21 protein-coding genes are annotated in these 24,051 nt (G+C 70.0%); 10 read left to right on the forward strand and 11 right to left on the reverse strand.

Annotation, left to right across the window (positions count from 1 at the left end; genetic code table 11):
* Positions 1-43 precede the first annotated feature (43 nt).
* The 3 genes from AC07OH_RS06040 (at position 44) to AC07OH_RS06050 (ending at position 2,958) form a co-directional block, all read left to right on the forward strand.
* Complete coding sequence (locus AC07OH_RS06040; protein ID WP_495299938.1) at positions 44-655, forward strand: TetR/AcrR family transcriptional regulator; 612 nt, start codon at positions 44-46, stop codon at positions 653-655.
* Between the two features lie 53 nt (positions 656-708).
* Positions 709-1,158, forward strand: coding sequence for a nuclear transport factor 2 family protein (locus tag AC07OH_RS06045; RefSeq protein WP_307638209.1), 450 nt, complete (start codon positions 709-711; stop codon positions 1,156-1,158).
* 102 nt (positions 1,159-1,260) lie between these two features.
* Positions 1,261-2,958 carry a long-chain fatty acid--CoA ligase gene (locus AC07OH_RS06050; RefSeq protein WP_495299939.1) on the forward strand — a complete coding sequence of 566 codons (1,698 nt, stop codon included), beginning with the start codon at positions 1,261-1,263 and terminating at the stop codon, positions 2,956-2,958.
* Here AC07OH_RS06050 and AC07OH_RS06055 read toward each other — a convergent pair.
* The gene (locus AC07OH_RS06055) at positions 2,950-3,888 is read right to left on the reverse strand and encodes a LysR family transcriptional regulator (protein ID WP_495299940.1); all 939 of its coding nucleotides are present in this window, start codon (positions 3,886-3,888) and stop codon (positions 2,950-2,952) included. The two genes, AC07OH_RS06050 and AC07OH_RS06055, sit on opposite strands and share 9 nt — an antisense overlap.
* 143 nt (positions 3,889-4,031) lie before the next feature.
* On the opposite strand from AC07OH_RS06055, the gene AC07OH_RS06060 reads away from it, so the two are divergent.
* Positions 4,032-4,430 (forward strand): RidA family protein, encoded by a 399-nt coding sequence (locus AC07OH_RS06060; RefSeq protein ID WP_495299941.1) that lies wholly within the window; start codon positions 4,032-4,034, stop codon positions 4,428-4,430.
* Positions 4,431-4,486: 56 nt separating this feature from the next.
* On the opposite strand, the gene AC07OH_RS06065 is transcribed toward AC07OH_RS06060, so the two are convergent.
* Both AC07OH_RS06065 and AC07OH_RS06070 read right to left on the reverse strand, forming a co-directional pair.
* Positions 4,487-7,312, reverse strand: coding sequence for an ATP-binding protein (locus AC07OH_RS06065; RefSeq protein WP_495299942.1), 2,826 nt, complete (start codon positions 7,310-7,312; stop codon positions 4,487-4,489).
* 54 nt (positions 7,313-7,366) lie between these two features.
* Positions 7,367-7,783, reverse strand: coding sequence for a nuclear transport factor 2 family protein (locus tag AC07OH_RS06070; RefSeq protein WP_495263004.1), 417 nt, complete (start codon positions 7,781-7,783; stop codon positions 7,367-7,369).
* A gap of 232 nt (positions 7,784-8,015) precedes the next feature.
* On the opposite strand from AC07OH_RS06070, the gene AC07OH_RS06075 reads away from it, so the two are divergent.
* Positions 8,016-8,810, forward strand: a complete 795-nt coding sequence (locus tag AC07OH_RS06075) for an alpha/beta hydrolase (RefSeq protein ID WP_495299943.1) — start codon at positions 8,016-8,018, stop codon at positions 8,808-8,810.
* Positions 8,811-8,906: 96 nt separating this feature from the next.
* Complete coding sequence (locus tag AC07OH_RS06080) at positions 8,907-9,590, forward strand: response regulator transcription factor (RefSeq protein WP_495299944.1); 684 nt, start codon at positions 8,907-8,909, stop codon at positions 9,588-9,590.
* Here AC07OH_RS06080 and AC07OH_RS06085 read toward each other — a convergent pair.
* The 7 genes from AC07OH_RS06085 to AC07OH_RS06115 all read right to left on the reverse strand — a co-directional run bounded on the left by AC07OH_RS06085 (position 9,579) and on the right by AC07OH_RS06115 (position 17,716).
* Positions 9,579-11,429: a tannase/feruloyl esterase family alpha/beta hydrolase gene (locus AC07OH_RS06085; protein WP_495299945.1), complete on the reverse strand. Its 1,851-nt coding sequence runs from the start codon at positions 11,427-11,429 to the stop codon at positions 9,579-9,581. The genes AC07OH_RS06080 and AC07OH_RS06085 overlap by 12 nt on opposite strands.
* Positions 11,430-11,461: 32 nt before the next feature.
* The gene (locus AC07OH_RS06090) at positions 11,462-12,520 is read right to left on the reverse strand and encodes a porin (RefSeq protein ID WP_495299946.1); all 1,059 of its coding nucleotides are present in this window, start codon (positions 12,518-12,520) and stop codon (positions 11,462-11,464) included.
* Positions 12,521-12,643: 123 nt separating this feature from the next.
* A complete protein-coding gene (locus AC07OH_RS06095; RefSeq protein WP_495299947.1) occupies positions 12,644-13,612 on the reverse strand; it encodes a Bug family tripartite tricarboxylate transporter substrate binding protein in 969 nt (322 codons plus the stop codon).
* Between the two features lie 44 nt (positions 13,613-13,656).
* Positions 13,657-14,853 carry a DUF5624 domain-containing protein gene (locus AC07OH_RS06100; protein ID WP_495299948.1) on the reverse strand — a complete coding sequence of 399 codons (1,197 nt, stop codon included), beginning with the start codon at positions 14,851-14,853 and terminating at the stop codon, positions 13,657-13,659.
* Positions 14,850-15,962 (reverse strand): hypothetical protein, encoded by a 1,113-nt coding sequence (locus AC07OH_RS06105; protein WP_495299949.1) that lies wholly within the window; start codon positions 15,960-15,962, stop codon positions 14,850-14,852. The genes AC07OH_RS06100 and AC07OH_RS06105 overlap by 4 nt, the downstream gene beginning before the upstream one ends.
* A 3-nt stretch (positions 15,963-15,965) precedes the next feature.
* On the reverse strand, positions 15,966-16,844 hold the full coding sequence (locus AC07OH_RS06110; protein ID WP_495299950.1) for an amidohydrolase family protein: 879 nt from the start codon (positions 16,842-16,844) through the stop codon (positions 15,966-15,968).
* 2 nt (positions 16,845-16,846) lie between these two features.
* Positions 16,847-17,716: an HpcH/HpaI aldolase family protein gene (locus AC07OH_RS06115; protein ID WP_495299951.1), complete on the reverse strand. Its 870-nt coding sequence runs from the start codon at positions 17,714-17,716 to the stop codon at positions 16,847-16,849.
* A 74-nt stretch (positions 17,717-17,790) separates the two neighbouring features.
* Here AC07OH_RS06115 and AC07OH_RS06120 point away from each other — a divergent pair, with 74 nt between their 5' ends.
* Positions 17,791-18,702, forward strand: a complete 912-nt coding sequence (locus tag AC07OH_RS06120) for a LysR substrate-binding domain-containing protein (protein WP_495299952.1) — start codon at positions 17,791-17,793, stop codon at positions 18,700-18,702.
* 36 nt (positions 18,703-18,738) lie between these two features.
* On the opposite strand, the gene AC07OH_RS06125 is transcribed toward AC07OH_RS06120, so the two are convergent.
* Complete coding sequence (locus AC07OH_RS06125) at positions 18,739-19,425, reverse strand: Crp/Fnr family transcriptional regulator (RefSeq protein WP_495299953.1); 687 nt, start codon at positions 19,423-19,425, stop codon at positions 18,739-18,741.
* Between the two features lie 142 nt (positions 19,426-19,567).
* On the opposite strand from AC07OH_RS06125, the gene AC07OH_RS06130 reads away from it, so the two are divergent.
* From AC07OH_RS06130 to AC07OH_RS06140, 3 genes are all read left to right on the forward strand, one after another.
* Entirely contained in the window at positions 19,568-21,823 is a 2,256-nt protein-coding gene (locus tag AC07OH_RS06130) for a DUF6351 family protein (protein WP_495299954.1), read from the forward strand.
* Positions 21,824-21,932: 109 nt separating this feature from the next.
* Positions 21,933-22,592: a response regulator gene (locus AC07OH_RS06135; protein ID WP_492683357.1), complete on the forward strand. Its 660-nt coding sequence runs from the start codon at positions 21,933-21,935 to the stop codon at positions 22,590-22,592.
* On the forward strand, positions 22,589-23,983 hold the full coding sequence (locus AC07OH_RS06140; RefSeq protein WP_495299955.1) for a sensor histidine kinase: 1,395 nt from the start codon (positions 22,589-22,591) through the stop codon (positions 23,981-23,983). The genes AC07OH_RS06135 and AC07OH_RS06140 overlap by 4 nt, the downstream gene beginning before the upstream one ends.
* Positions 23,984-24,051: the final 68 nt, after the last annotated feature.

The following is a 24,051-nucleotide window of genomic DNA, read 5'->3' on the forward strand; positions in this document are numbered from 1 at the left end:
GCGTGTTCACGTGGCGCAGCAGCCATCGAGGAGAAAGACGCACATGGTCCAGCAGGCCAAGCGCAGCGCAACCACCGTCGGGGCCATCCTCGCCTCGGCGCGACAGCTGTTCATCGAGCGGGGGTTCGCGGCGGTCAGCATCGACGACATCGCGGCCGGCGCGGGGATCGCCAAGGGCGGCCTGTATCACCACTTCCGCGCCAAGCACGACGTCTTCGAGGCCGTGCTCGATGCGGTGCAGGCCGAGCTCGCGGCGGAACTCGGCACACGCATCCAGCGCATCGAAGGGCACCGCTCGCCCCACACCATCGCGACCAACCTGCGCATCTACCTCGAAGCGGCCACGCAGGAAGGCCTGCGCCAGCTGATCCTGGTCGACGGGCCCGTGGTGCTCGGCTGGGAGCGCTGGCGCGGCATCGACGACCGCCACTTCATGGACTCGATCCGCACCGGGCTCGTGGCCATCATGCCGGCGGGCACGCCGCCCGAAGAGATCGAGGCCGCCACGCGGCTCATCGCTGGCGCGGTGGCCGAAGCGGCGCTGGCCTGCGGGGCGGCGCAAGACCCGATGGCCGCCGTGCAGCTGCACTGCCGGTTGCTCGAAACCATGCTGTGCGGGCTGCAGCAACACGGGTCGAATCCGCACCCGGATTGACAAACCGACTTTGAGTCGGTAAATTTTCTCCATCGCATCCGATGGAGACAGACATGGCGTTTCCTGGCAAGACCGATCCCGCCGACCCCGCCCTGGGAACCGAAGCGTTGTTCGCGCGGTACCACGTCGGATGGGAAACACGCGACCCCGACCGCATCGCGTCGCTCCATTCCGAAGACACGACCTACTGGCTGCACGACGGCTCCGCGCCGGTGCGCGGGCGCGAGGCGCTGCGCCAGTACTGCGTCGGCGTGTTCGCCCGTTATCCCTTCAGCTTCGAACTGCGGCGCAGCCTGTTCGGCGCGCGGCACTGGGTGCTGGAGTGGGTGATGGTGCTGCCGCTGAAGGACACGGCAGGGCAGCCCTTCACCGCGCGCGTCGAGATGCTCGACGTGGTCGACGTCAACGACGCCGGCGAGGTGACGCGCAAGGACGTCTACATGAACGGCGCCCAGTCGCAGGCCGCCTTTGCGCGCGCGGGCATCGCGCCCGGCCAGCCGTAGCCGTCTCGTTCTCGAACATCGCTCCCGCCTCCGGCACGCCGGAAGCGGGCAGGGCGCAGCCACGCCCAACGACCGACGCTCACCACCCACCAGGAGCACGCCATGCACACCCGCCCGCATCACACGTTCTGGCCCCGACGCCTGCCTCGCGCCTTGCACGCGGCGCGCACGCCGCTGTGGGACAACCTCGCGGTCAATGCCCGCCGCTTTCCTGACAAGGCGGCGCTCATCTTCATGGGCTGCACGCTGAGCTACGCGCACCTGTGGGCCGCCGTCGAGCGCCTGTCGGCCGGCCTGCATGCGCTGGGCGTGCGCCCCGGCGACCGCGTGCTGCTGGCGATGCAGAACTGCCCGCAGCTGGTGATCGCGCATTTCGCGATCCTGCGGGCCGATGCCGTGGTGGTGCCGGTCAACCCGATGAACCGTGCCGAGGAGCTGAAGCATTTCATCGTCGATCCCGATGCGCAGGTGGCGATCGCAACGGCGGACCTCGCGGTCGAGCTCGCGAAAGCCAGCGATGCCTTGCCGCAGGCGCAGCAGCTGCGCCACCTCGTCGTGACCCAGTTCACCGATGCCTTCGACCCGGCCGCGCTGTCGGAACAGGACATGCCGGCAGCCTGGGCGCCGTGGCTGCTGCCGCGAAGCGAACTGCCGACGCTGGCCAGTGGCGCAGTGCACGCCTGGACCGACTGCCTGGCCTGCGAAGCCGCACCGCCCGTGGCCGGCGCCGATGCGGACGCACTGGCCCTGTTGCCCTACACCAGCGGCACGACCGGCCTGCCCAAGGGCTGCATGCTCAGCCACGCGAACGCGATGCACAACGCGATGGCCATCAATGCCTGGGGCAACGTGACGCCGCAGAGCATTCACCTCGTGGCCGTGCCGATGTTCCACATCACCGGCATGGTGGGCGTCATGCATGCGGCGATGCAGGTGGGCGCCACGGCCGTGCTGATGCCGCGCTGGGACCGCGAACTGGCGGGCCAGCTGATCGCCACGCACCAGGTCACGCACTGGGCCAACATCCCGACCATGGTCATCGACCTCTTGGCCAGCCCGAACGTGGCGCGCTTCGACCTGTCGAGCCTGGTCGCCATCGGTGGCGGCGGCGCGGCGATGCCGCAGGCGGTGGCGCAGCGGCTGTTCGAGCAGTACGGTCTGCGCTACGTCGAGGCCTACGGCCTCACCGAGACCGCCGCGCCCTCGCACTACAACCCGCCCGACGCGCCCAAGCTGCAGTGCTTGGGCATCCCGTTCATGAGCACCGACGCGCGCGTGATCGACCCCGACACGGGCCGCGAGGTCGCGCCGGGAACGCAGGGCGAGATCGTGATCCACGGGCCGCAGGTCTTCGCGGGCTACTGGAAGCGCCCGGCGGACACCGAGGCCGCCTTCGTCGAGATCGACGGCAAGCGCTTCTTCCGCTCCGGCGACATGGGGCATGTGGACGCGGAGGGCTACTTCTTCGTCACCGACCGGCTCAAGCGGATGATCAACGCGAGCGGCTTCAAGGTCTGGCCGGCCGAGGTGGAAGCGCTGATGTTCCGCCACCCGGCCATCCAGGAGGCCTGCGTGATCGCGACCCGGGACGCCTACCGCGGCGAATCGGTCAAGGCGCTGGTGGTGCTCAAGCCTGCGCAGCCGCCGGTGAGCGCGCAGGACATCATCGACTGGTGCGCCGCGAACATGGCGGCGTACAAGGCGCCGCGCGTGGTGCAGTTCGTCGACGCGCTGCCCAAGAGCGGCAGTGGCAAGGTGATGTGGCGCGCGCTGCAGGAAGCCGAGGCCGCGTCAACGTGAATCCGACGGGCCCGGGCGAACGATGACCGGCGCATGCTGCGCCATGAGCCCGGCGACCCACTCGATGAACGCGCGCAGCTTGGCGCTCACATGCCGGTTCGGCGCGAACGCCACGTACAGCGGCATCGGATCGAGCTGCCAGTCTTCGAACAGCGGCACCAGTTCGCCGCGCGCCCGGTGCGGCGCGGCCATGTAGTCCGGCAGCCAGAGGATGCCCAGGCCCGCCAGCCCGGCCGCGAGGTAGGCATTGCCGTCGTCGACCGAGAGCACGTAGCGGCCCTGCACGTCGACGCGCTCGCCGCCCCGGCGCATGGCGTACGGAAAGGTCTTGCTGTGGCGCGACCACAGGAAGCCGACGATGCGGTGGTGCGTGTCTTCCAGCTCGCGCGGGTGCATCGGCGTGCCGGCCAGTTCGAGATACCCCGGCGCCGCATAGATCCCGAGCCGCAGGTCGCCCACGCGGCGGGCCATGAGCGAGGGGTCGGTGAGCTCGCCGCCGCGCACGACGCAGTCGACGTTCTCGCCGATCACATCGACCATGCGGTCGCTCACGCCCATGTCGAGCTGGATGTCGGGGTAGCGCGCATGGAAGGCCGGCAGCGCGGGCACCAGGATCATGCGGGCCAGCGGGCTGGGCACGTCGACCCGCAGGCGTCCCCGGGGCAGGGCGGCGGCGCTCGACAGGCTGGTCTCGGCATCGTCCAGGTCGGCCAGCAGCCGCACCGCACGCTCGTAGTACGCCGCGCCGTCGGCCGTGACGTTCACCTTGCGCGTCGTGCGATGGAGCAGCTTCACGCGCAGCCGCGCTTCCAGCTGTTGCACGAGCTGCGTCACACTGGTCTTGCTCATGTGCAGCGTGTCGGCGGCCTTGGTGAAGCTGCCGGCTTCCACCACGCGGGTGAAGGCCTGCATTGCATCGAAACGGTCCATGGGAGGGCTCCTGCGGGGCGTGTGCCGTGATTGATTGTTTGGGATCTGCAAACAGTGATTGTTGGCTTTGCCGGTTTATCGATGGCGCGTGGCTTCCTAAAGTCCCTGCATCGTCCTCACTCACCGCAGAAAGAAAACACCCCATGGCCTCCTCACGCGACGTCGTTTTTCCACCTGGGCGCCAGGCGCTCTACGAACGCAACCGCTATTCGCCGGCCGTTCGCTCCAACGGCTTCCTGTTCGTGTCGGGGCAGGTCGGCAGCCGCGAAGACGGCTCGCCGGAACCGGAGCTGGAGGCCCAGGTGCGGCGCGCCTTCGACAACCTGAACGCCATCCTGAAGGCCGCGGGCTGCAGCTTCGACGACGTGGTCGACGTGACGGTCTTCATCGTCGATCCGGAATCGAACTTCGAAACGATCTGGAAGCTGGTGCCCGAATACTGGGGCGAAGCGCCGCACCCGACGTTGACCGGCATCGGCGTGACGTGGCTGTATGGATTCCAGTTCGAGATCAAGGTGATTGCGAAGCTGCCGCAGACCTGATTCGGGAACGCTTCGCGGTGGCCTGAAACGAAGTCCTGGCCCGCCCGCCGGGCCGCTCAACGCAACAGACTTCGCGCCACGACCAGGTCTGCCGAAGTCTCGTCGCCCGCCGCGATGACATGCGGACGCAACAGCGGGTCGGCCTCCTCGGCGTGGCCCATGCGGACCAGCAACTGCGCCAGTGCCACGGCCGCGCGCACCTGCAAAGGCTTCACGCCCTGCGACCGGGCCACGGCGATGGCCGACAGGTAGCTCTCGCGGGCTTCCTCGGGCCGTCCCGCGGTCACCAGCACGCGCCCGCGGGTCGTGAGCAGTTCGGACAGGCGCAGGCGGTCGCCGCCCGTCTCGATGCGCTGCGCGATGTCGTCGCACAGCGTGAGGCTCGCGGCGTGCAGCGACAGGTCGGACAGGCCGCGCGCCATGGTGGTCAGGAACACGGTGGTGACCATTTCGTAGCGGCTGACCCGCAGCGTCTCGACCGCGCGGCGGATGAGTTCCACGCCTTCGGCCGGGCGCCCCTCGATCACCAGGATCTGCCCGCGCGTGGCACTCGCGATGCCGAGGTAGGGCGTGAGCGAATGGCGCCGGGCCACGGCCTCGACGGTGTCGGCCAATTCGCGGATCTTCGCGACGTTGCCCAGGTGGACATGCACGGAGCCGGCCCAGATGAGGGCGATGCAGTACGTGACCGCATGGCCGCAGTCGCGTGCCCTGGCGATCGTCTCGTCCGCCACCGCGACGGCCTCGGCATAGTTCCCCGTGAGCCACAGGCTGCGTGCCACGCCGCACATGGCACGAATGTAGTAATCGAAGCCCAGCCGCGAGGTGGTGTCGGTCGACGCGCCCGCACCGTGGCTCGCCACCCGCTGCCAGTGGCCCATGGCTTCCTGCACATGGCCGACGAGGTGCAGCGCGACGCCCATCAGTGAATCGACGATGGCCCGGCATTCCGGGTCGTCCAGCGCGGGCAGGAGCGCCTGGGCCTTGCGCGCGGTCGCGAGCGCCTCGGTGAAGCGTCCGTCGCGGTGCAGCAGCAGGGCGTGGCCGTTGAGCAGGTGCAATGTGGAGCGCGGGTCGCCCAGGTCTTCCGACACCTGGATGCCGCGGCGAAAGGCGGTGTCGGCCTCGTCGCCGTCGCCGCCGATGAACATGAGCGATTGCCCCAGCGCACCGCGCAGGCGAACCTCGGCGTGAGAGCCGACGCACTCGGGTGGCATGCGGTCGAGCGCGGCCTGCGCCCAGCGCGCGCACTCCTTCAGCAGCGACAGCTGCAGCAGCAATGGGCAGAACGAGGCCGCCAGCTCGACCGCCGCGGCCGGGTGCGCGTCGCCCCGAAAGTGGAACGCCATGGCGGCGCCCAGGTTCGGCAGCTCCAGCCGGACCGTGTCGAGCGCTTCCTTGCCCAGCGGATGCGCGGCCTGCCGCGTGGCCCATTGCCCGTAGAAGTGCGAGAAGCGTTCGGCCAGGGCCGGGGCTTCGCCGCTGAGCTCAAGCCGCTTGCCGCCGTACGACTTCGTCGTGTCCAGCAGGCCATAGCGCAGCGCGGCGCCGCCCGCATCGACGTTGACGAGCGACTTCGAGACCAGCCCGGCCAGCAGTTCGACGCCTTCCGAGGGATCGCTGTCGAAGCAGCACACGTCCAGCGCCGCATCGAGCGCGAAGCTGCCGGCGAACACCGAAAGGCGGCGCAGCAGGCGTTTCTCGCTGTCGGTGAGCAGCTGAAAGCTCCAGCCGAGCGTGGCGCCGAGCGTCTGGTGGCGTGGCACGGCCGTGCGCCGCCCGTGCCACATGAGCCTGGCACTCGCATCGAAATGCGAGGTGATGGCCTGAAGGCCCAGGGCCTCGATGCGGCCCGCCGCCAGCTCGATCGCCAGGGCGATGCCGTCGAGTTCGCGGCACAGCTGCGAGGCCAGCAGCGCGTCGCTGTCCTTCAACTCGAAGCCCGCGCCGCTGGCCGCCGCGCGTTCCACGAACAGCTGCACGGCAGGATAGGCCAGCGCCGCCCGGGCAGTGGCGCCTTCGCCCGGTGGGGGAAAGGCCAGCGGCGGCAGGCGGTAGACGAACTCGCCCTCGGCTCGCAGCGCCTCGCGGCTGGTGGCCAGGATGTGAACGAAGGGGCAGTGGCGAACGAGCCATTCGGTCAGCTCCGCGGCGGCCACGACGACGTGCTCGCAGCAGTCCAACACGATCAGCGCCTTGCGCTCGGCCAGGTGGGCGGCGATGAGCGGCAGCTCGTCCTGGCCGTTCTGCAGGCCGACCGCATGGGCCACGGCGGCGCGGATGGAGCCCATGGCGCCGACCTGCGCGAGGTCCACGAAGTGCACGTCGTGCGCGAAGTGCTCCGCCGCCGCCTGGATCGATGCGATGGCAACCGTCGTCTTGCCGATGCCGCCGGCGCCGACCACCGAGACCAGCCGCCGCTGCAGCAGGTTGGTGACGATGGCGTCGATGTCGCCGCCGCGTCCCACGATCGTCGAGCCGAGCGCGGGCAGGGCCGTGCCGGGGCGGGCCGTGGGCGCAGGGACCTCGGCGCCATGGCTCTGGCGCTCGACGGCGGCGACGAAGGTGTAGCCCTTGTTGGCGGTGTTCACGACGTAGCGCGTGCCCGCGACGCCGTCGCCCAGGGCCTTGCGCACCGCGTGCATGTGAAAGCGCAGGCTGCCTTCCTCCACCACCACGTCGCGCCACACGCGCGCGAGCAGGTCGTTCTTGCTGACGACGGCACCCGCGTTCTCGACCAGCACCACGAGCAGGTCGAGGGCCCGGCCGCCCAGGCGCACCGGCACGCCGTCCCGCTGCAGCAGGCGTTCGTCGGGCGAAAGGAGGAACGGTCCGAAGGTGGCTTGCCACCGGGCAGCGGGCGGGGTGGCGGGGCGATTCACGATGGGAAGATCAGGCGTGGACCAGGCGGCAAATTCTACGGCGGGGCCTGCGTTTCATGGGACCTTCCGGATGTCCGCTTCCTCGTCGTCGTCGCGCACCATGAGCAGCTGGAGGCGAACGATTTTTTCGTCCTGGATGGTGAAGTAGATGTCCACCATCACGGGCTGCGACATGCCGGCCACCGCGAAGTCGCCGCGCAGCCCGGCGGCCAGGATCACGACGTCGTAGTGCCGGCGCACGTCCATCGCCGTGATGTGCACCCGCTCGCCGATGATCTCGCGCTCGAGCCATTCGCAGATGGCGTGGATGCCCCAGAAATTGCGCAGCTGGTCGTTCACCTGTGCATCGGGTGCAAACAGGCCAATCACGGCGCGCAGGTCGCCGCCGTTGACGGCGGCGATGAAGTCGCTGACGACGCGGTGGGCGTCCGGCGGGAGTTCCGGCGTGCCGGGGTCGGAAGAGGTGTCCATGGTGCGATCCGCAAGGCCTTCGCGCCATCTTGCGCGTTCGCGGGGCGGCTGCGCGTTAGTTCTTGTTAGGGCCTTGCGGGGCGCGAGGCGAGGGCGCACCACGCGCCCCTCTCCAAGGAGGTAGCCGCGAAGAGAGGCGCCGTGGCTTCGCTGCGCGCCGACGATGCCTGCAGGCCAGCGCCACCGGTTCTCGGCGGCGGGCCGCAACCCCTCAACCCTGGAGTTCGTCATCATGAAACTGAAGACCCGTGCATTGCTTGCCCCCCTGTTCGCCGCCCCGCTCGTGCTGGGCATCGTCGCCGCCAGCCCGGCCGCCAACGCCGCCACCAGCGACCGCATCAACAACGTGGTGCTGGTGCACGGCGGCTTTGTCGACGGCGGGGGCTGGGAGCCCGTCTACAAGCTGCTCAAGGCCAAGGGCTACAACGTCAGCATCGTGCAGAACCCGACGATCTCGTTCGCCGGCGACGTGGCCGCCACGAAGGCCGTGCTCGACGCGCAGGACGGCCCCGTCGTCCTCGTGGGCCACTCGTACGGCGGCGCGGTGGTCACCGAAGCGGGCAACGACCCGAAGGTGTCGCGCCTGGTCTACATCGCCGCCTTCGCGCCGGACAAGGGCGAATCGGTCAAGACCTTGATCTCCAACCCGGTGCCGGGCGCGCCCGTGCCGCCGATCCTGCCGCCGGTGAACGGCTTCCTGATGTTGGACAAGGTCAAGTTCGCGGGTGCCTTCGCCGGCGACCTGCCGGCCGAGCGGGCCGCGTTCCTTGCCAATGCCCAGGTGCCCTGGAGCGTCGAGGCCCTGACGGGCGAGGTCACGACCGCGGCGTGGAAGACCAAGCCCAGCTGGTACCTCGTGGCCACCGACGACAAGATGATCCCGCCGCCCGCGCAGCGCCTCATGTCCCAGCGCGCCGGCGCCACCGTGGTCGAGACGCGCGGCAGCCATGCCGTGTACGAGTCGAAGCCCTCGGCGGTGGCCTCGATCATCGAGAAGGCGGCGCTGGCGAAGGTGCAGCCGCAGTAAGGCCGGGCCGCCAACAAGCTCTAACTGGACCGGCGCACGCCAGAGGCCGAGCATCCCCTTCGGATCGACGCCGTCGTCGATCGCGAAGGAGATGCCATGTGGAATCGTCCGTTGGAACCCGTGAACGTCCTGGTCTGGCTGGCCGAGCCGCTGCTGCGGGCCGGCGTGCGCGCCACGCTCTTCGGCGCCGGGCTGCCGTGGCTGGCCGAGAGCCTGCCGTCGGCGGCGCAGCGCGGCGGCCATGTCGTCGTGACGGACTGGTCGTCCGGCCTGCGCCTGGCGCAGCGGGGCGAGGAGCCCGCGCTCCCGTCGCTGCAGGCGCATTCGAAGATCCTGGTGATCGCCCCGCGGGCGCGCGAGTGCGCCGCGGCCTCGGCGCTGTGTGCCGGTGTCGACGGCCTGGTGCTGTCCAGCTGCACGCCCGACGAGCTGGTGCTGGCCATCCGTTCGTTGGCCGAAGGCGCGCGCTACGTGTGCCCCGAGGTGGCGCAGCGCGTGGCGGCGCGCGACCCCGGCGGGCAGCTGACGCTGCGCGAGGACCAGGTGCTGCGGCTGCTGGCGCGCGGCCAGTGCAACAAGACCATCGCGCGCCAGCTCGGCATCGCGGTCGGCACGGTGAAGACGCATGTCAAGGGCGTCCTGGCCAAGCTCGGCGCGTCGTCGCGCACGGAAGCGGCGAGCATCGCGGCGGAAAAGGGGATGGTGGAAATCCCCGAGTTCCGCAGCCGTCGCGCCGCATGGCCGCCGGGCCCCGCTGGCGCTGCGCACCTACCGGCATGAGAAGCTGGCCGCGCTGGTGATGCTGCCGCTGTCGTAGGCCGGCATGCGCGGGTAGGCGCACATCAGGCCACTGGCCGCGGGCGCGGTGGCCGGTGTGTTCAGCGTGACCTGGTCGGGCGGCGCGATGCCTTTCTCGACCCAGTCGGTCAGCGCCTGGTAGTTGAGCGCCTCCGGGTACAGCGGCGGGTTGGCCTGCGCATTGGCCGTGCCGTTGGTCGGAAAGTGCCCCATGCCCGGGATCAGGTAGAGCTTGTAGAACCCCTGCACCGCAGGCAGGCCGCCCATCTGCGCGGCCACGCGCCGGTAGTAATCGATGGCGCCCGCATGCGGAATCAGCTGGTCGGACGATCCCATGACGGTGATCAGCTTGCCGCCGCGGTCGCGAAAGCGGCTCAGGTCGGGATTGTCGGTGTCGATGTCCGAGAACTGCGGCTGCAAGGCGCGCCCACGGTCGCCCATGTCGGCCAGTTGCGCGTAGCTCAGGCTTTTCCAGCCGTTCGCGCCGTTGCCGGTCGCGTTCACGAAGCTGGGGCCGGCGCGGGTTGGGTCCTGCAGGAACAGGGCCGCCATGTCCGAGGCGATGAAGAACGGGGCCGCACCGGCCACCAGGCCCAGGTTCGCGCCGCGCGGCAGGCCCCACCACAGCTGCTGGGGCGACAGCGTCACGCCCATGCCGTTGTCGACGGCCGGATCGGGCACCGAGCCGTCGGCCGTCGGGCCGAACCACATCTTGTTGACGGCGTTCGCCTGCACGGTGCTCAGGCAGTCCGCCGTGGTGTTGCTGCCGCTGTCGGCGGTGCACAGCAGGGCCGTGTCTTTCGTGGGGTCGTAGCGGCACTGCGCCGGGTCCAGCAGGTAGCCCAGGTGCTGGCCGCCCACGAGGTCGCAGGCGTTGAGCGCCGCCATCGAGACGGCGGTGGACTGCCCGGCGCTGAGCGGCACGCCGCCCAGGTCGCGCTGGATCACGATCTGCGGATAGAGCGCGCCGATGGAAAAGCGCGACCAGTTGATGGCCGGCGAGGTGGCGATGATGCCGTCGAAGTCTTCGGGGTATTTCTGCGCCTGCTTCAGGCCCTGGCGCCCGCCGGTGGAGCCGCCGTGCCAGTAGGTGTAGCGCGCGGGCGCCGCGAAGTAGGCGGCGGCCAGGGCCTTCGCCTTCAGCGTCATCTGGTGGATGCCGCGCTCGGCGAACTCGTTCCAGCCCACGGTGTTGACGCTGCCGTCGGGGTTCATCAGGAAGCTCGAGTTGCCGGCGGGGTGGCCGGTGTCGGTCGTCGCCGCCACCGCGCCTTCCTCGCCCGCCACGCGCCATGGGGAGGCCGTGGGCGCATCGGCGAAGGCCGTGAGCGAGCTCTGAGGACCACCGGCCATGGCAGCGCCGCCGAGCAGGTGCAGGCGCCGGTTCCACTTGGCCGCCGCAGGCAGCCAGACCTCGATGCCGATGCCCCGCGTGGTCGAGGGCGCATCGGCGGGGCCGGCATGGCCCGGCCCGACCAGCAGCTTGACCAGGCACAGGTCCGACGCGACGACGGGCGTGCTGCCCGTGGCCGTGCCCGACAGCAGCAGCGCCTCGCCCGCCTTGAAGGCCTTGACCAGCAGCACCTGCGTGTCGGCATCGGGCTGGAACGCGGTCTTCAACGAGTCGTCGCAGGCCAGCGGTGCCGGCGACGCGGCCGGTGGCGGTGCGGGGGAGGGCGCGGGCGGCGGCACGAAGCCGAAGAGGCCGCCGCCCCCACCGCCGTTGCCGCCGCCGCAGGCCACGAGCGCGGCGCACAGGCCGCCGGCGGCGATGCGTGCGCTGGCGCGCAGCAGGACGTGGATGTCGATCGTCTTGTCCATGAGGCCTCCGGGTTCGAACGGTGAGAAAGCGATCAGAAGTTGTGCGAGATGCCGAACTGCAGCCCGCGCGCCGGACGGCCCGGCGTGCTGGCCGGCGACGAGTCGGCCACCACATAGGCCGCATTGCCGCGGTTGCGCACGAGCGAGTAGGTGCCGTACAGCGCGGTGCGCTTGCTGAGGTAGTGCACGTAGCCGACGGCGTATTGCGTGGCGTCGTCGTTGTCCAGGCCGCCCGGGCCGGAGCGGTTGGAGCGCGCCACCGAGGCCTTGATGACGCCCGGGCCGACGGGCACGCTCACGCCCAGCAGCGTATTGACCTGCTTGTCGCCTTCGGTCTTCTGGCGGTAGTAGTTCGCGTAGAGCTTCACGGGGCCGAAGTCGTAGGTGCCGCCGATGCTCGCCACGCGGTAGTCGTTGGGACCGACCGGCGTGACGCCGTAGGCCAGGGCGATGTCGGCCGTGCCGTTGCTCCAGCCCACGCGTGCGCCGCGGTAGCGTGCGCCTTCCTGGCCTTCGGGCAGGGCGTACATCGCCTGGCCGTAGAAGCCGCCCAGGCCCTTGGGCAGGAAATAGCCCACCGAGTTGTTGGCGCGCGCCAGCGTGCGCGCACCGCCCAGGCCGAAGGGCCAGCCTTCGATGATGTTGGCCGAGCCACCGACGCCCACGGTGCCGAAGGGCGAGAACTGCGAGATGTTCCAGAAGGTGGGCGTGTAGTCGCGCCCGAGCCGCAGCTCGCCGAAGCTGTTGTGCGACAGGCTCACGGTGGAGCGGCGATGAAAGCCGGTGCCCTGGATCTCGCCCGTGTCGGGCAGCAGCGCCATCTCCAGCCAGAAGCTCGCGGCCAGCCCGCCGCCGAGGTCTTCGGTGCCGCGAAAGCCCAGGCGGCTGGGGAAGATGTTGCCGCCCTGGTCCATCGACTTGACCGAGCGCCCGTCGCTCTTGGAGTAGGTGATGTTCATGTCCAGCGTGCCGAAAAGTTGCACGCTCGATTGCGCCGTGGCGCCCGCGCTGGCGGCCAGGCACAGCGCACCGGCGACGGTGTGCGGCAGCCGTCGGTGCAGGCGTTGGAAGGGGTGGTGGGTGATCCTCATGTCTCTATCTCCTTGTTGTAGAAATGGCGTGCGTCGGCACACGGCGCCTGCAGGGAAGGCGCCGCGGCGTGAAAACTGCGGAAGAAAAAGGGCGCGGCCGTCAGCCGCGCGGGGGCACCGTCGTCAGTCGATGCGGATGTTCTTGGCCTTGATCAGCCGGCCCATGGCCTGCGATTCGCGGTCGATGGCGGCCGCGGCTTCGGCGGGCGTGCTGCCGATCGGGTCGAGGCCGGCGTCGCCGAGCAGCTTGCCCATTTCGGGCGAATGCGTGATGGCGACGATCTCCTTGTGCAGCCGCTCCACGATGGCCGGCGGCGTCTTCGCCGGCACCCAGAAGCCCAGCCAGGTGAACACCTCCACGCCCGGGTAGCTTTCCGACAGCGTGGGCACGTTGGGCAGCGCCGCGCTGCGCTTGTTGCCGGTGTAGGCCAGCGCCTTGAGCCGCCCCGACTTGATGTTCGGCAGCGCCGACACGGGCGGCTCGAAGCCCAGCTGCACCTGGCCGGCGATCAGGTCCGGCGCGGCGCTCTGCTTGTAGGGCACGTGCAGCAGCTCGATGTCGGCCGCGTCCTGGAACAGCTCGAAGCCCAGGTGCGAGGTGGTGCCCGAGCCGTACGACGCGAACGAGATCCTGCCCGGCTCCTTCTTGGCAAGCGCCACCAGCTCGGGGATGTTCTTCGCCGGCATCGCGGGGGTGGCCACGATGAACGAGCCGCCCTTGAGCGCCTGCGTGACCGGCACGAGGTCGTGCTTCGCGTCGTAGGGCATCTTCGAGAGCAGGAACGGCGTCATCGTGAACGGGTTGCTCGTCGAGAACAGCACCGTGTAGCCGTCGGGCGCGGCCTTGGCGACCGCGTCGGTGCCGATGGAGGCCAGCGCACCGGGCCGGTTCTCGACCACAACGGGCGTGTTGAGTGCGCGGCTGAGGCGGTCGGCGTAGGCGCGCGCGAACAGGTCGGAGCCGACGCCCACGGGCGTGGGCGTGATGATCTTGATCGGACGCGAGGGCCAGGGCGCGCCCTGGCCCCAGGCGGGGGCGAGCATGCACGACGTGGCCAGCACGGCGAGCAGCGAGTGAACGAGTCTTTTCATGGGTTGTCTGTCTCCGGTGTTTCTTGTGTTCGAGCTGATGGCGCTCAGGCGGCGTCTGGCAAAGGCGGGTAGTCGACGAGGTCCAGGCCCGGCACCGTCACCCGCGCCGGGTCGTTGCCGTTCGCCTGCAACTGCTCGACGGCGTAGTCGGTCACGCAGCCCGAGAGCAACTGGCGCGGGTCTTCGAGCACCACGCGCAGCCGCGTGTTCAGCGCGCGCCAGTCGTCGGGACCGGCAATGGCCGGCATCTCGGCGACCGCGCGGGTGTCGGCATCGAGCACGGGGCGCACGGTCGAGCCCGGTTCGTAGCGCGGGTAGCCGTCGTACATCAGCGAGCCCAGTTCGCTCACGGCGCGCGTGTGGGCCCACAGCTGGCGCATCGGCGTCTCGAAGGCGCGCACCGCGGCCACGTCGGCACCGGGCTGGAATTCGCCGCCGACGTGCGGCGCGATGAAGAGCCGGTCGAGCGAGAGCGTGTGGCGCGAGGCGCCGAGGATCATGGCGCACACCGAGTTGGTGGTCCACGTCACGCCGGCGGTGGGCCGGCCCTGGCGCCCGACGACCAATGCCATGGCGCGCGACCAGTCGATGGCATGCCGGTCGAGCCAGCCGATCACGCGGTGGCTGATGTCCATGCCGACGAGGAAGAAGGTCGCGATCATCACCGCGTTCATCGGCACCGTGGCGCCGACGGCGCTGCCCGTGCCTTCGAGGTAGTGCGTGCGCATGTCTTCGGGCGTGAAGAGGGCGGGCTGTGCGAGCACGCGCTCGAGGTAGCGTTCGGTGAGCACGCACGAGTAGTGCACCAGCTCGGCGATCTTCTGCTCGCGCCCGCGGTAGGCCGGAACGGCGATCGTGTCGCGCCACAGGGCGACCGAGTTGGCCTCGCGTGCAATGCGCGTGGCCACCAGCAGCCGCTCGGCTTCCTTGCGCCACAGCGGGCCGCCGGGGTCGACCATGCGCATCTTGAGGATCGACGCCACGGCCGGCCCGTGGTGCGAGATGCCCGCCAGCTCCTTGAAGCCGCGCGTGGACAGGCGAAAGCCCTGCACCTCGGGGTCGCGGCCGTTGCCCGGGAACAGCACCACGTCGGCGCTGGTGGCCACGATGAGCGGATCGCCCGCCGTCGCGGCGCCCGTCAGCGCGGCCAGGTTCGCGCCGATGCCTTGCGGCCCGCCCGTGTAGGTTTCGAAGAGCCGCAGCAACTCGGGGCTCTGGTGGGGGTTGGCAGGGGCGTTCATGCAAGCTCCTTGTCTGCAGCGAGGTCAAGCCGGTAGACGCGGCTCGGCGTGCGAAAGCGCACCTCGCCGCTGAGGCTGTTCGTGACCACGAGGTAGTGCTGGCCTTGCGCTTCGAAGCAGGTCGCGTCGGTGCCGCCGGAGGTCGGAAATTCGGCGACAGGCACCAGCTGCCCTTGCGCCATGCGGTAGACCACCGACTGCAGCTGCGGAATCGGCGCCTCGCGCGTGCCGTGCAGGAAGTTGACCTGCACCAGCCGGCCGCCGTCCGCCGTGGCGATCCATTCGAACTCGCGCCCGCCGGGGCCGCTGAGCACCTGGTGCGGCACGAAGCGGCCGTCGCTCCAGCGCAGCAGCACGGTGTTGTCATGCAGGCAGGCGAACACCAGCCAGGTGGCGCCTTCCGCCTCGAAGCAGCAGAAGGCGCGCCCGCTCTTGCCCTCGAAGGTCTGGAACGGCTCGAAGGCCTCGCCGTTCCAGCGCAGCAGGTGCGAGGGCACGGCCTGGTCGGCATACGCCAGCAGCTGCTGGCCGCCCACCTCGATGAAGGCCCAGTTGTAGCCCCAGCCCGAGTGCGCCGTCTGGAACTTGACGAAGCGCTCGCCGTCCCATTCGAAGATGCACGACTCGGCGCCCGGCGCGAGCGGCGTGTCGCCATGGGTCACGCCCTGTGCGAGCGCGAGGAAGTGGCGCTCGCCGATCTGGAAGTGGGCCCACTGCTTGGCGGCCGAGGTGGGCACGCGCTGGAAGACCTCGAAGCGGCCGTCGATCAGCTCGAAGATCGTCGAGTGCGTGTCCAGTGCATAGGGGCCCGATCCGGTGCGCAGGCTGGCGGTGGCCAGGAAGGCGCGCGTGCCGATGCGAAAGAACGCGGCGTCTTCGCCGCCCGGCACCGCAAGGCGCGTGTGTTCCACGAAGCGGCCGTCGTCCCAGCGGTAGACCAGCGCATCGACGTCGCTGTTGCCCAGCGTCATCTGCGCGGGCTGGCCGGCAACGTCCTGGGCCAGTTGCGGCACCACGAGGTAGCGCGTGCCGTCGTGTTCGAAGACCTCGGCGGCGCGTGCGCCCGAGGTGTCCAGTTCCTGGATGCAGTGCATGGTGATGTCGGACATGGTTCAGAAGCCGAAGAGGCGTGCAGGGTTGTCGGCCAGCACCTTGCGGCGCGCGGTGGCATCGGGAATCCAGTCGGCCAGCAGGTTCAGCAGCTCGCCGGTGTCGCGTCCGCCTTCGGGAATGTGCGGCCAGTCGCTGCCCCAGATCACGCGCTCGGGCACGGCCTCGACGATGGCCTGTGCGAGTGGGCGCAGCTTCGCGTAGTTGCCGTCCTTCGCCAGGCGGTACGGGCCCGAGAGCTTGAACCAGCCGCGCCCGTCGGCGACGGCGCGCAGCAGCCGGTCGAAGTCGGCGCGTGTGAGGCCGTCGCTTTCGAGCATGTAGCCCATGTGGTCGATCACGAAGTCCGAGTCGAGATCGGGCAGCACCGGGATCAGGTCGCGCACGACCCAGCCCGGCGTGTAGAACTGCACGTGCCAGCCCAGCGGGCGGATGCGCCGGATGCTGCGTTCGATGTAGGCATGCAGCTCGGCCGTGGGCAGCTGGGCGCGCAGGAACAGGTCGAGCCGCAGCGCGCGCACGCGGCGTGCGTGCATGGCGCGCAGGGCCTCGTCGGACACGCTGTCGTCGACCATCGCCACGCCGCGTGCGCGGTCGCCGGCGGCGTCCAGGGCGTCGAGCATGCAGCGGTTGTCGGTACCGTAGAAGCTGGGCTGCACGATCACGAAGCGCTCGATGTCGAGCACGCCGAGGGCGGCTTGCAGCTGCGCCAGGTTGCCGTCGGGCAGCGTGTAGTGCGGGTGGTCGACGCGCGGGTAGCGCTCGGCAGGGCCGAAGACATGCACGTGCGCGTCGCAGGCGCCGGCGGGCACCTCGAAGGCGGCGCGGGTCAAGGTCTGCGCGTCGCGCATGGGCTTGGAAGTCAGGATCTCGTGGGTCATGGTCAGGCGGTGGCGGGAGAAAGAGATGAGGAAGACGAGCCGACGGACGCATGGCCGGCCAGCGCGCCGCGCACGCGCTCTTGCATCGCGGCGAGCAGCACGTCGGTGTCGATGCCCGTCATGAGGAAGGGCGCCGCGCCGCGTGCCAGCAGCTCGGCGTTGAGCGCCGCGTCGGCGATGCCGCCGATCGACAGCGGCGTGCCGGCGCGCGCGCAGGCGGCGAGGGCGGTGTCCAGCGCGTGCTGCATCAGCGGATGGCGGTAGTCGCCGGGCACGCCGAGTTCGGCGCTCAGGTCGTTGCAGCCGATGCTCACCAGGTCGATGCCGGGCACCCGCGCGATCGCTTCGGCGTTCTCGATGCCCAGCGGGCTCTCGATCAGCACGTTGACCACCACGGCATCGTTGGCCAGCCGGTAGGTCTCGGCCGGCGGCAGGCGGCGGTAGCCGAACTGCGGCAGCGCGGCGATGGCCGAACGGTGGCCGTGCGGCGCAAAGCGGCAGGCTGCGGCCAGGTCGGCGGCCTGCGCGGCGGTCTCGACGCGCGGAAAGATCAGGCCCGACGCACCCGCGTCGAGCAGCCGGCCGATGGCGCCGTATTCGCGCTCGGGCACGCGCACCAGTGCCATCAGGCCCAGGTCATGCGCCGCGGCGCAGATGGCGCCCGCCGCGTCGAGCGCGATGGTGCTGTGTTCGAGGTCGATCCAGACTGCGTGGTGGCCGCTGGCCTTGGCCAGCCGGGCGATGTCGGGCGTGCGCGCCATGCGGATGCCGAAGGCCGTCAGCGGTTCGCCGCGGGCCAGCCCCCGGATCAGCGGATGGCCCTGGAAGGGCTGGGGTGCAGGCGGTTCCTGCGGCGTGTCTCTGCGTGTCATGCAGGCATCGTAGGCAAGCTGTCTTATATTTGGAAATACTGTTTATCGTCGCTTTCTCATACCTGGTAGATATCATGGAACTGCGCCATCTCCGCTATTTCGTCGCCGTCGCCGAGGAGCTCAACTTCACGCGCGCTGCGCAGCGCCTGCACATCGCGCAGCCGCCGTTGAGCATCCAGATCCAGGCGCTCGAGGAAGAGCTCAAGGTCCGGCTGCTCGAGCGCGACAAGCGGCGCGTGTTCCTCACGCAGGCGGGCCGCCACTTCCTGGAGCGTGCGCGCGGCATCCTGCAGGAGGTGGAGACGGCCAAGGGCGAGGCGCAGAGCGCGGCCTCGGGCGAGGTCGGCAGCATCGCGCTGGGCTACACGGCGTCGTCGATGCTGTCGCCGGCCATGCCCGCGGCCCTCCTGCGCTTTCGCAAGCAGCACGCGCGGGTGGTGCTCACGCTGAAGGAGATGACCTCGCTCGACCAGCTCGACGCCGTGCACGGGCACGCCCTCGACGTGGCCGTGCTGCGCCGCCCGAACGTCGAGATTCCGACCGGCCTGATCGTCGAGGAGTGGTACCAGTCGCCGCTGATGGCCGTCGTGCCGCGCGACCACCGGCTCAGCGGCAAGCCGCTGCGCATCGCCGACCTGCGCGACGAACCGCTGGTGATGTACCCGCGCAATGCCGGCATCGGCCTGTACTGGAAGGTGCAGGACCTGTGCGCCAAGGCCGGCTTCAGGCCGCGCATGGTGCAGGAAGCGCGCGAGGCCTCGACCATCGCCGGGCTGGTGGCCGCCGGCGTCGGCATCGCGCTGGTGCCGGGGGACACGCGCTGCATCCAGCTCGATGGCGTGGTCTACCAGTCGGTGCTCGACAAGGAGGCCGTGTCGAGCCTGTACCTGGCGCACCGGGAGGCGGACCCGAATCCCTATGTGGGGCTAATCCTCAAGGAACTTCGGGCGGCGTTGAAGCGCAGGCCGGCCCGCAGCGCAAGGTGACAGGGCGCCTGGCGACCGAACCAGGCGCGCGCCCCGTCACCCGTGCGCGCAGTGGCAAGACGCCCGGTAGCCGCGCAGGCCGCCCAGGTCGAGCACCGTCAGCCCGCGCGTTTCCAGGCGGACGAGTCCCTGCGCCTGGAAGCGTTGCAGCGCCACGTTCACGCGCTGCCGCGACACGTTCGCGAGCAGGCCGATCTCGGTCTGTCCCACTTCCAGCAGGCGCGGCGCATTCGGATAGAGCTCCGGGTTGAACAGGCTCGCCAGGCAGTTCGCGACCCGCGCGTCGGTGTCGAGCAGGCGTTCGTGTTCCAGCGCGCCGATGAACAGGCTGAGCCGCGCGTTGAGCAGCTCCTGCAGGTAGTGGTTGAACGGCACGCTGGTGTCGCGCAGCCATTCGAAGGTGCGGCGCGGCATGAGGGCCACGCGCGTGGGCCGCAGCGCGAACACGTCGTAGCGGCGCGCCTCGTGCTTGAACAGCGAGCCTTCCCCGAACCACACGCCGGACGACACGCCCGTGAGGGTCGAGATGCGCCCGTCCTCGGATGCGACCGACATCTTGGCGAAGCCGTCGATCAGCCCCATCCAGTGCTCGACTTGCTGGCCCGCCCGCGCGATGCAGCCGCCGCGCGAGAACTTTCGTTCCTGCATGCTGCCGAGCACGTGCTCCAGGTCGGCGGGTGACAGGGCCGACGCCCATTTGGAACGCCGAACCATTTCTTCCATGGCCTGCGCCACGCAGGGGAGGGGAGCGTCGGAAGGGTCAGGGATTACCTGTAGCAATTCGCGCGTCATCTGTCGTCGCAACGACCGCGGGCCGGGATGTCCATTCGTATTCTTTCCAAGACATACAACACAGGAGACCTTCATGTTCGCTGCACCCCCACGCCCCCGCAAGCGGGTTTTTCCGTGGCCTCGCCGGCCCCGCGCGATCGCCGCGGGCCTGGCGATGGCCAGCGCGCTGATGCTGGTGGCGGGATGCGGCGGAGGCTCTTCCGGAGGCGGTGTCACGTTTCCGTTCTTCCCCGGCACCAGCACGCCGCCCCCGACACCGGCGCCGGCCGCGTTCCAGGTGAAGACGCTCTCGTCGCCGCCCGACATGGTGAGCGGGGGCGATGCGCTGATCGAGATCACCGCGCCCGCCGGCGTGCCGCTCGACAAGGTGCGCGTGAGCCTGAACGGCACCGACGTGAGTGCGCGGGTGCCGGTGGCCGATGCCGCGGCCCGCGTGCTGCGCGGCCTCGTCACGGGGCTGACGACGGATGCGTCCAGCACCACGGGCAGCAGCAACTCGCTGGTGGTGAGCAACGCCGACAACGCCGCGCAGCGCACCGAGACGAAGCTGGTCAACTACCCCATCACCGGGCCCATCCTGTCGGGCCCGCACATCTCGCCCTATGAATGCCGCACGGTGCAGAACGGCCTGGGCGCGCCGCTCGATGCCAACTGCTCGGCCACGACGCAGGTGCTCTGGTACTACCGCACCAAGGCCAACACCTTCGTGCCGCTGACCGACCCCACCGGCCCGCGCCCGGCCGACCTGGTGACGACCACCACCAACGACGGTGCCACCGTGCCCTACATCGTGCGGGTGGAGTCGGGCACCATCAACCGCGGCGTGTACCGGCTCGCGGTGCTCGACAACCCGGCCAAGGATGCGCCCGCCACTTGGAAGCCCGGCCCGGGCTGGAACAAGAAGTTGGTCGTCTACTTCGACTGCTGCGGCTCGGCCCAGTACAACCAGGGCGTGCATCCCATCGAGTCGATCCTCGGTGACTTCGGCCACGTGCAGCTGTCGCGCGGCTTCGCCTTCATGAACTCGACCGAGCTGTGGAACAACCAGCACGCCAACCCGCACCTGCAGGGCGAGACGCTGATGATGCTGAAGGAGCACGTCATCGAGGAATTCGGCACCGTGCCCAAGTGGACGGCCGGCTTCGGCGGCTCGGGCGGCGCCATCCAGCAGTACCTGATCGCGCAGCTCTACCCGGGCCTGCTCGACGGCATCCAGCCCATCGTGTCCTTCCCCGAGACGCTGATGCCCGAGGTGATGGAGTGCCGGCTGCTCAACAACGTCTACAAGCTCGACGCCGTGACCTGGACCCCGGCCAAGAAAGACGCGGTGAACGGCTTCAACCGCGGCACCTGCGACGCCTGGGACTGGTCGTTCGCGAGCATCATCAAGTCGGACAACGCGGTGGGCTGCGGCTTTCTCGAGCCGGCCCACGCGGCCAACGTGTTCAACCGCACGACCAACCCGGGCGGCATCCGCTGCGACCTGTTCCAGACCAACGTGAACCTGCTGGGCAAGCGTCCTGGCACGCAGGAGGCGCGGCGCCCCATCGACAACGTCGGCGTGCAGTACGGCCTGGCCGCGCTGAACAGCGGGACGATCTCGGTGAAGGAGTTCCTCGACCTGAACGAGAAGGTCGGCGGCTACGACGGCGACGGCAACACGCAGGCCGCCCGCTCCGAGGCGGACGCCGAGGCGCTGAAGCTCACCTACGCGGGCGGCTTCAAGAACGGCTTCAAGGGGCCGGGCCTGGCGAACATCCCGATCATCACGCAGCGCAACAACGCCGACGCGACGGGCGACATCCACGACACGATGCAGGACCTGATCATCCGTGCCCGCCTGCAGCGCGCCAACGGCCGCAGCGACAACCAGATCATCTGGACGATGGGCGCGAACACCCCGCTCGTCGACATGACGGCTTGGTCGATCGACCTGCTCAACCAGTGGCTCGACAACATGGCGGCCGACCCCGCGCCGGCCTCGGCCGACAAGGTGGTGCGCAACAAGCCCGCCGGCGCGAACGATGCCTGCTGGGACAAGGCCGGCAAGCGCATCGACGAGGCCGCCTCGCAGGACCCGGCGGCGAGCTGCAACACGGTCTACCCGCGCTTCAGCACGCCGCGCCTCGTGGCCGGCTCGCCGCTGGTCAACGACGTGCTCAAGTGCCAGCTCAAGCCGGTCAACGCGGCCGACTATGCGGTGACCATCGCCGGCGCCGACCTGGCGCGGCTGCAGTCGCTCTTCCCGAGCGGCGTGTGCGACTGGAACAAGCCGGGCGCGGGCCAGGAGGCGCTGCGCGGCACCTTCCTGCGGCTGCCGCTGAACTGAAGGGGCGAAAGCCCGGGCGGCCCGCACCCCGCCCGGGCTTTCAAAAATTAACGCTGCTCTAACGATTCGGCGCTAGTCTGCGGCCTCCATCGGGAAATTGGGGGCCAGTGTGCGGGTGCTGCTTGTCGAAGACGACGAAATGATCGGGAAGAGCCTGCTGCGCGGCCTGGAGCGCTCGGGCTGGGCGGTGGACTGGGTGCGCGACGGCCTGCTGGCGCGCAGTGCGCTGGCCGACGGCGACTACACCTGCGTGCTGCTCGACCTGGGCCTGCCGGGCCTGGACGGTGTCGAGGTGCTGCGCCACGCGCGCGGCATGGGCAATGCCACGCCGATCCTGATCCTCACGGCGCGCGACGGCCTCGGCCAGCGCGTGGAAGGGCTCGACCTGGGCGCCGACGACTACCTGCTCAAGCCCTTCGAGCTGCCCGAGCTGCTGGCGCGCATGCGCGCGGTGGTGCGCCGGCGCCACGGCGCCGCCAACTCGATCATCGGCAGCGGCAGCGTGCAGCTCGACCTCACCACGCGCGAGGTGCTCTTTCGCGGCACGCGCGAGACGCTCACGGCCCGCGAGTTCGCGCTGATGCACGCCATGCTGGAGCGCCCGGGCGCCATCCTGTCGCGCGAGCAGCTCGAGAACCGCATCTACGGATGGGGCGAGGAGGTGATGAGCAACGCGGTCGACGTGATCATCCACAACATGCGGCGCAAGCTCGGCGCCGACACCATCCGCAACGTGCGCGGCCTGGGCTGGCGCGTGGTCGACGCATGACCACCGGACCCGGCCGGCCCTGGTACTCGCCGAGTTCGCTGCGCAACAAGCTGCTGGCGTGGCTGGTGCTGGTGCACCTGGTCGCGGCGGCGGGCTTTGCCTGGTTCACCTACGAGAGCTACGACCGGCTCATCGTCACCTTCAAGGACGACCAGATGCAGATGCTGGCCGACGCCTACGCCAGCAACGCAGCCGTGCCCGAGCTCAAACCGGCGGACGAACGCAGCACCTTCGAGCGCGGCACCTTCGTCATCCAGGTCTGGAACGGCCGGGGCGAGCTGCTGGCCAGCTCCTGGCCGGCGCTGCCCGTGGTGCGCCAGCCGGCGGAAGGGCTGACCACCGTGCGCACGGGCCCGGGCAGCGAGGGCCTGTGGCGCGTCTACTCGACCGCGCCGGTGGCCGACCCGGGCCGCTTCCAGGTGCAGGTGATCCAGAACGGCGGCGTGGTGCGCCGGCTGGTGGCCAAGCGGGCGCTGTCGTCCATCGCGCCCATCGCGCTGCTGCTGCCGCTGTCGCTGGCCGTGCTGTGGTGGGTGGTGTGGGCCACCTCGCGCAAGCTGCGCAGCGTGGTGCTCGACGTGGCGGCGCAGGACGAGCGCAGCCTGTCGGAGCTGTCGGTGTCGCGCGTGCCCGACGAGATCGCGCCGCTGGTGGAAGCCTTCAACAGCCTGCTCGGGCGCCTGCGCCAGGCCTTTGCCGCGCAGCGCCGTTTCGTGCAGGACGCCGCGCACGAGCTGCGCACGCCCATCGCCGCCATCGGCCTGCAGCTGGACAACATGCGCGCCGAAGTGCCGGGCGAGGCCGTGGCCGAGCACTACACGCACCTCAAGGGCGGCGTGACGCGCGCCCAGCACCTGATCGAGCAGCTGCTGCGCCTGTCGCGCCAGGAAAGCAGCACCGAACCCGAAGCGCCGGTGGCGCTGGACGTGGCCTCGGTGCTGCGCGACAGCGTGGCCCAGCTCATGGTGGTGGCCGACCGGCGCCGCATCGACATCGGCTTCGAGGGCCAGGCCGCCGCGACGGTGACCGCGCCGCCGGCCGAGCTGCGCAGCGTGTTCGACAACCTGATCGACAACGCGCTGCGCCACTCGCCCGAAGGCGGCGTGGTCGACGTGCGGCTGCACGAGGTGGACGGACGGCCGGTGGTCGACGTGATGGACAACGGGCCGGGCATTCCGCCCGAACTGATCGACCGCGCCTTCGACCGCTTCTTCCGCGTGCCGGGCAACCCGACCGAGGGCAGCGGGCTGGGCCTGGCCATCGCGCGCATGGCCGCGCTGCGCAACGGCCTGCGCATCGTGCTGTCCAACCGCCATGACGCACAGGGCCGCCCGGCGGGGCTGCGCGCGCGCGTGCACCTGCGCGCCGCCGATGCGGGCCGCGCGGCTTAACGCTGGGTTAACTCTCGCATAAAGGTCGCATAAAGCGGCCTTCCTACAGTGACTCCTGTCGCGACAGC

The organism is Variovorax sp. GW821-FHT10C12 (genome assembly GCF_059415405.1).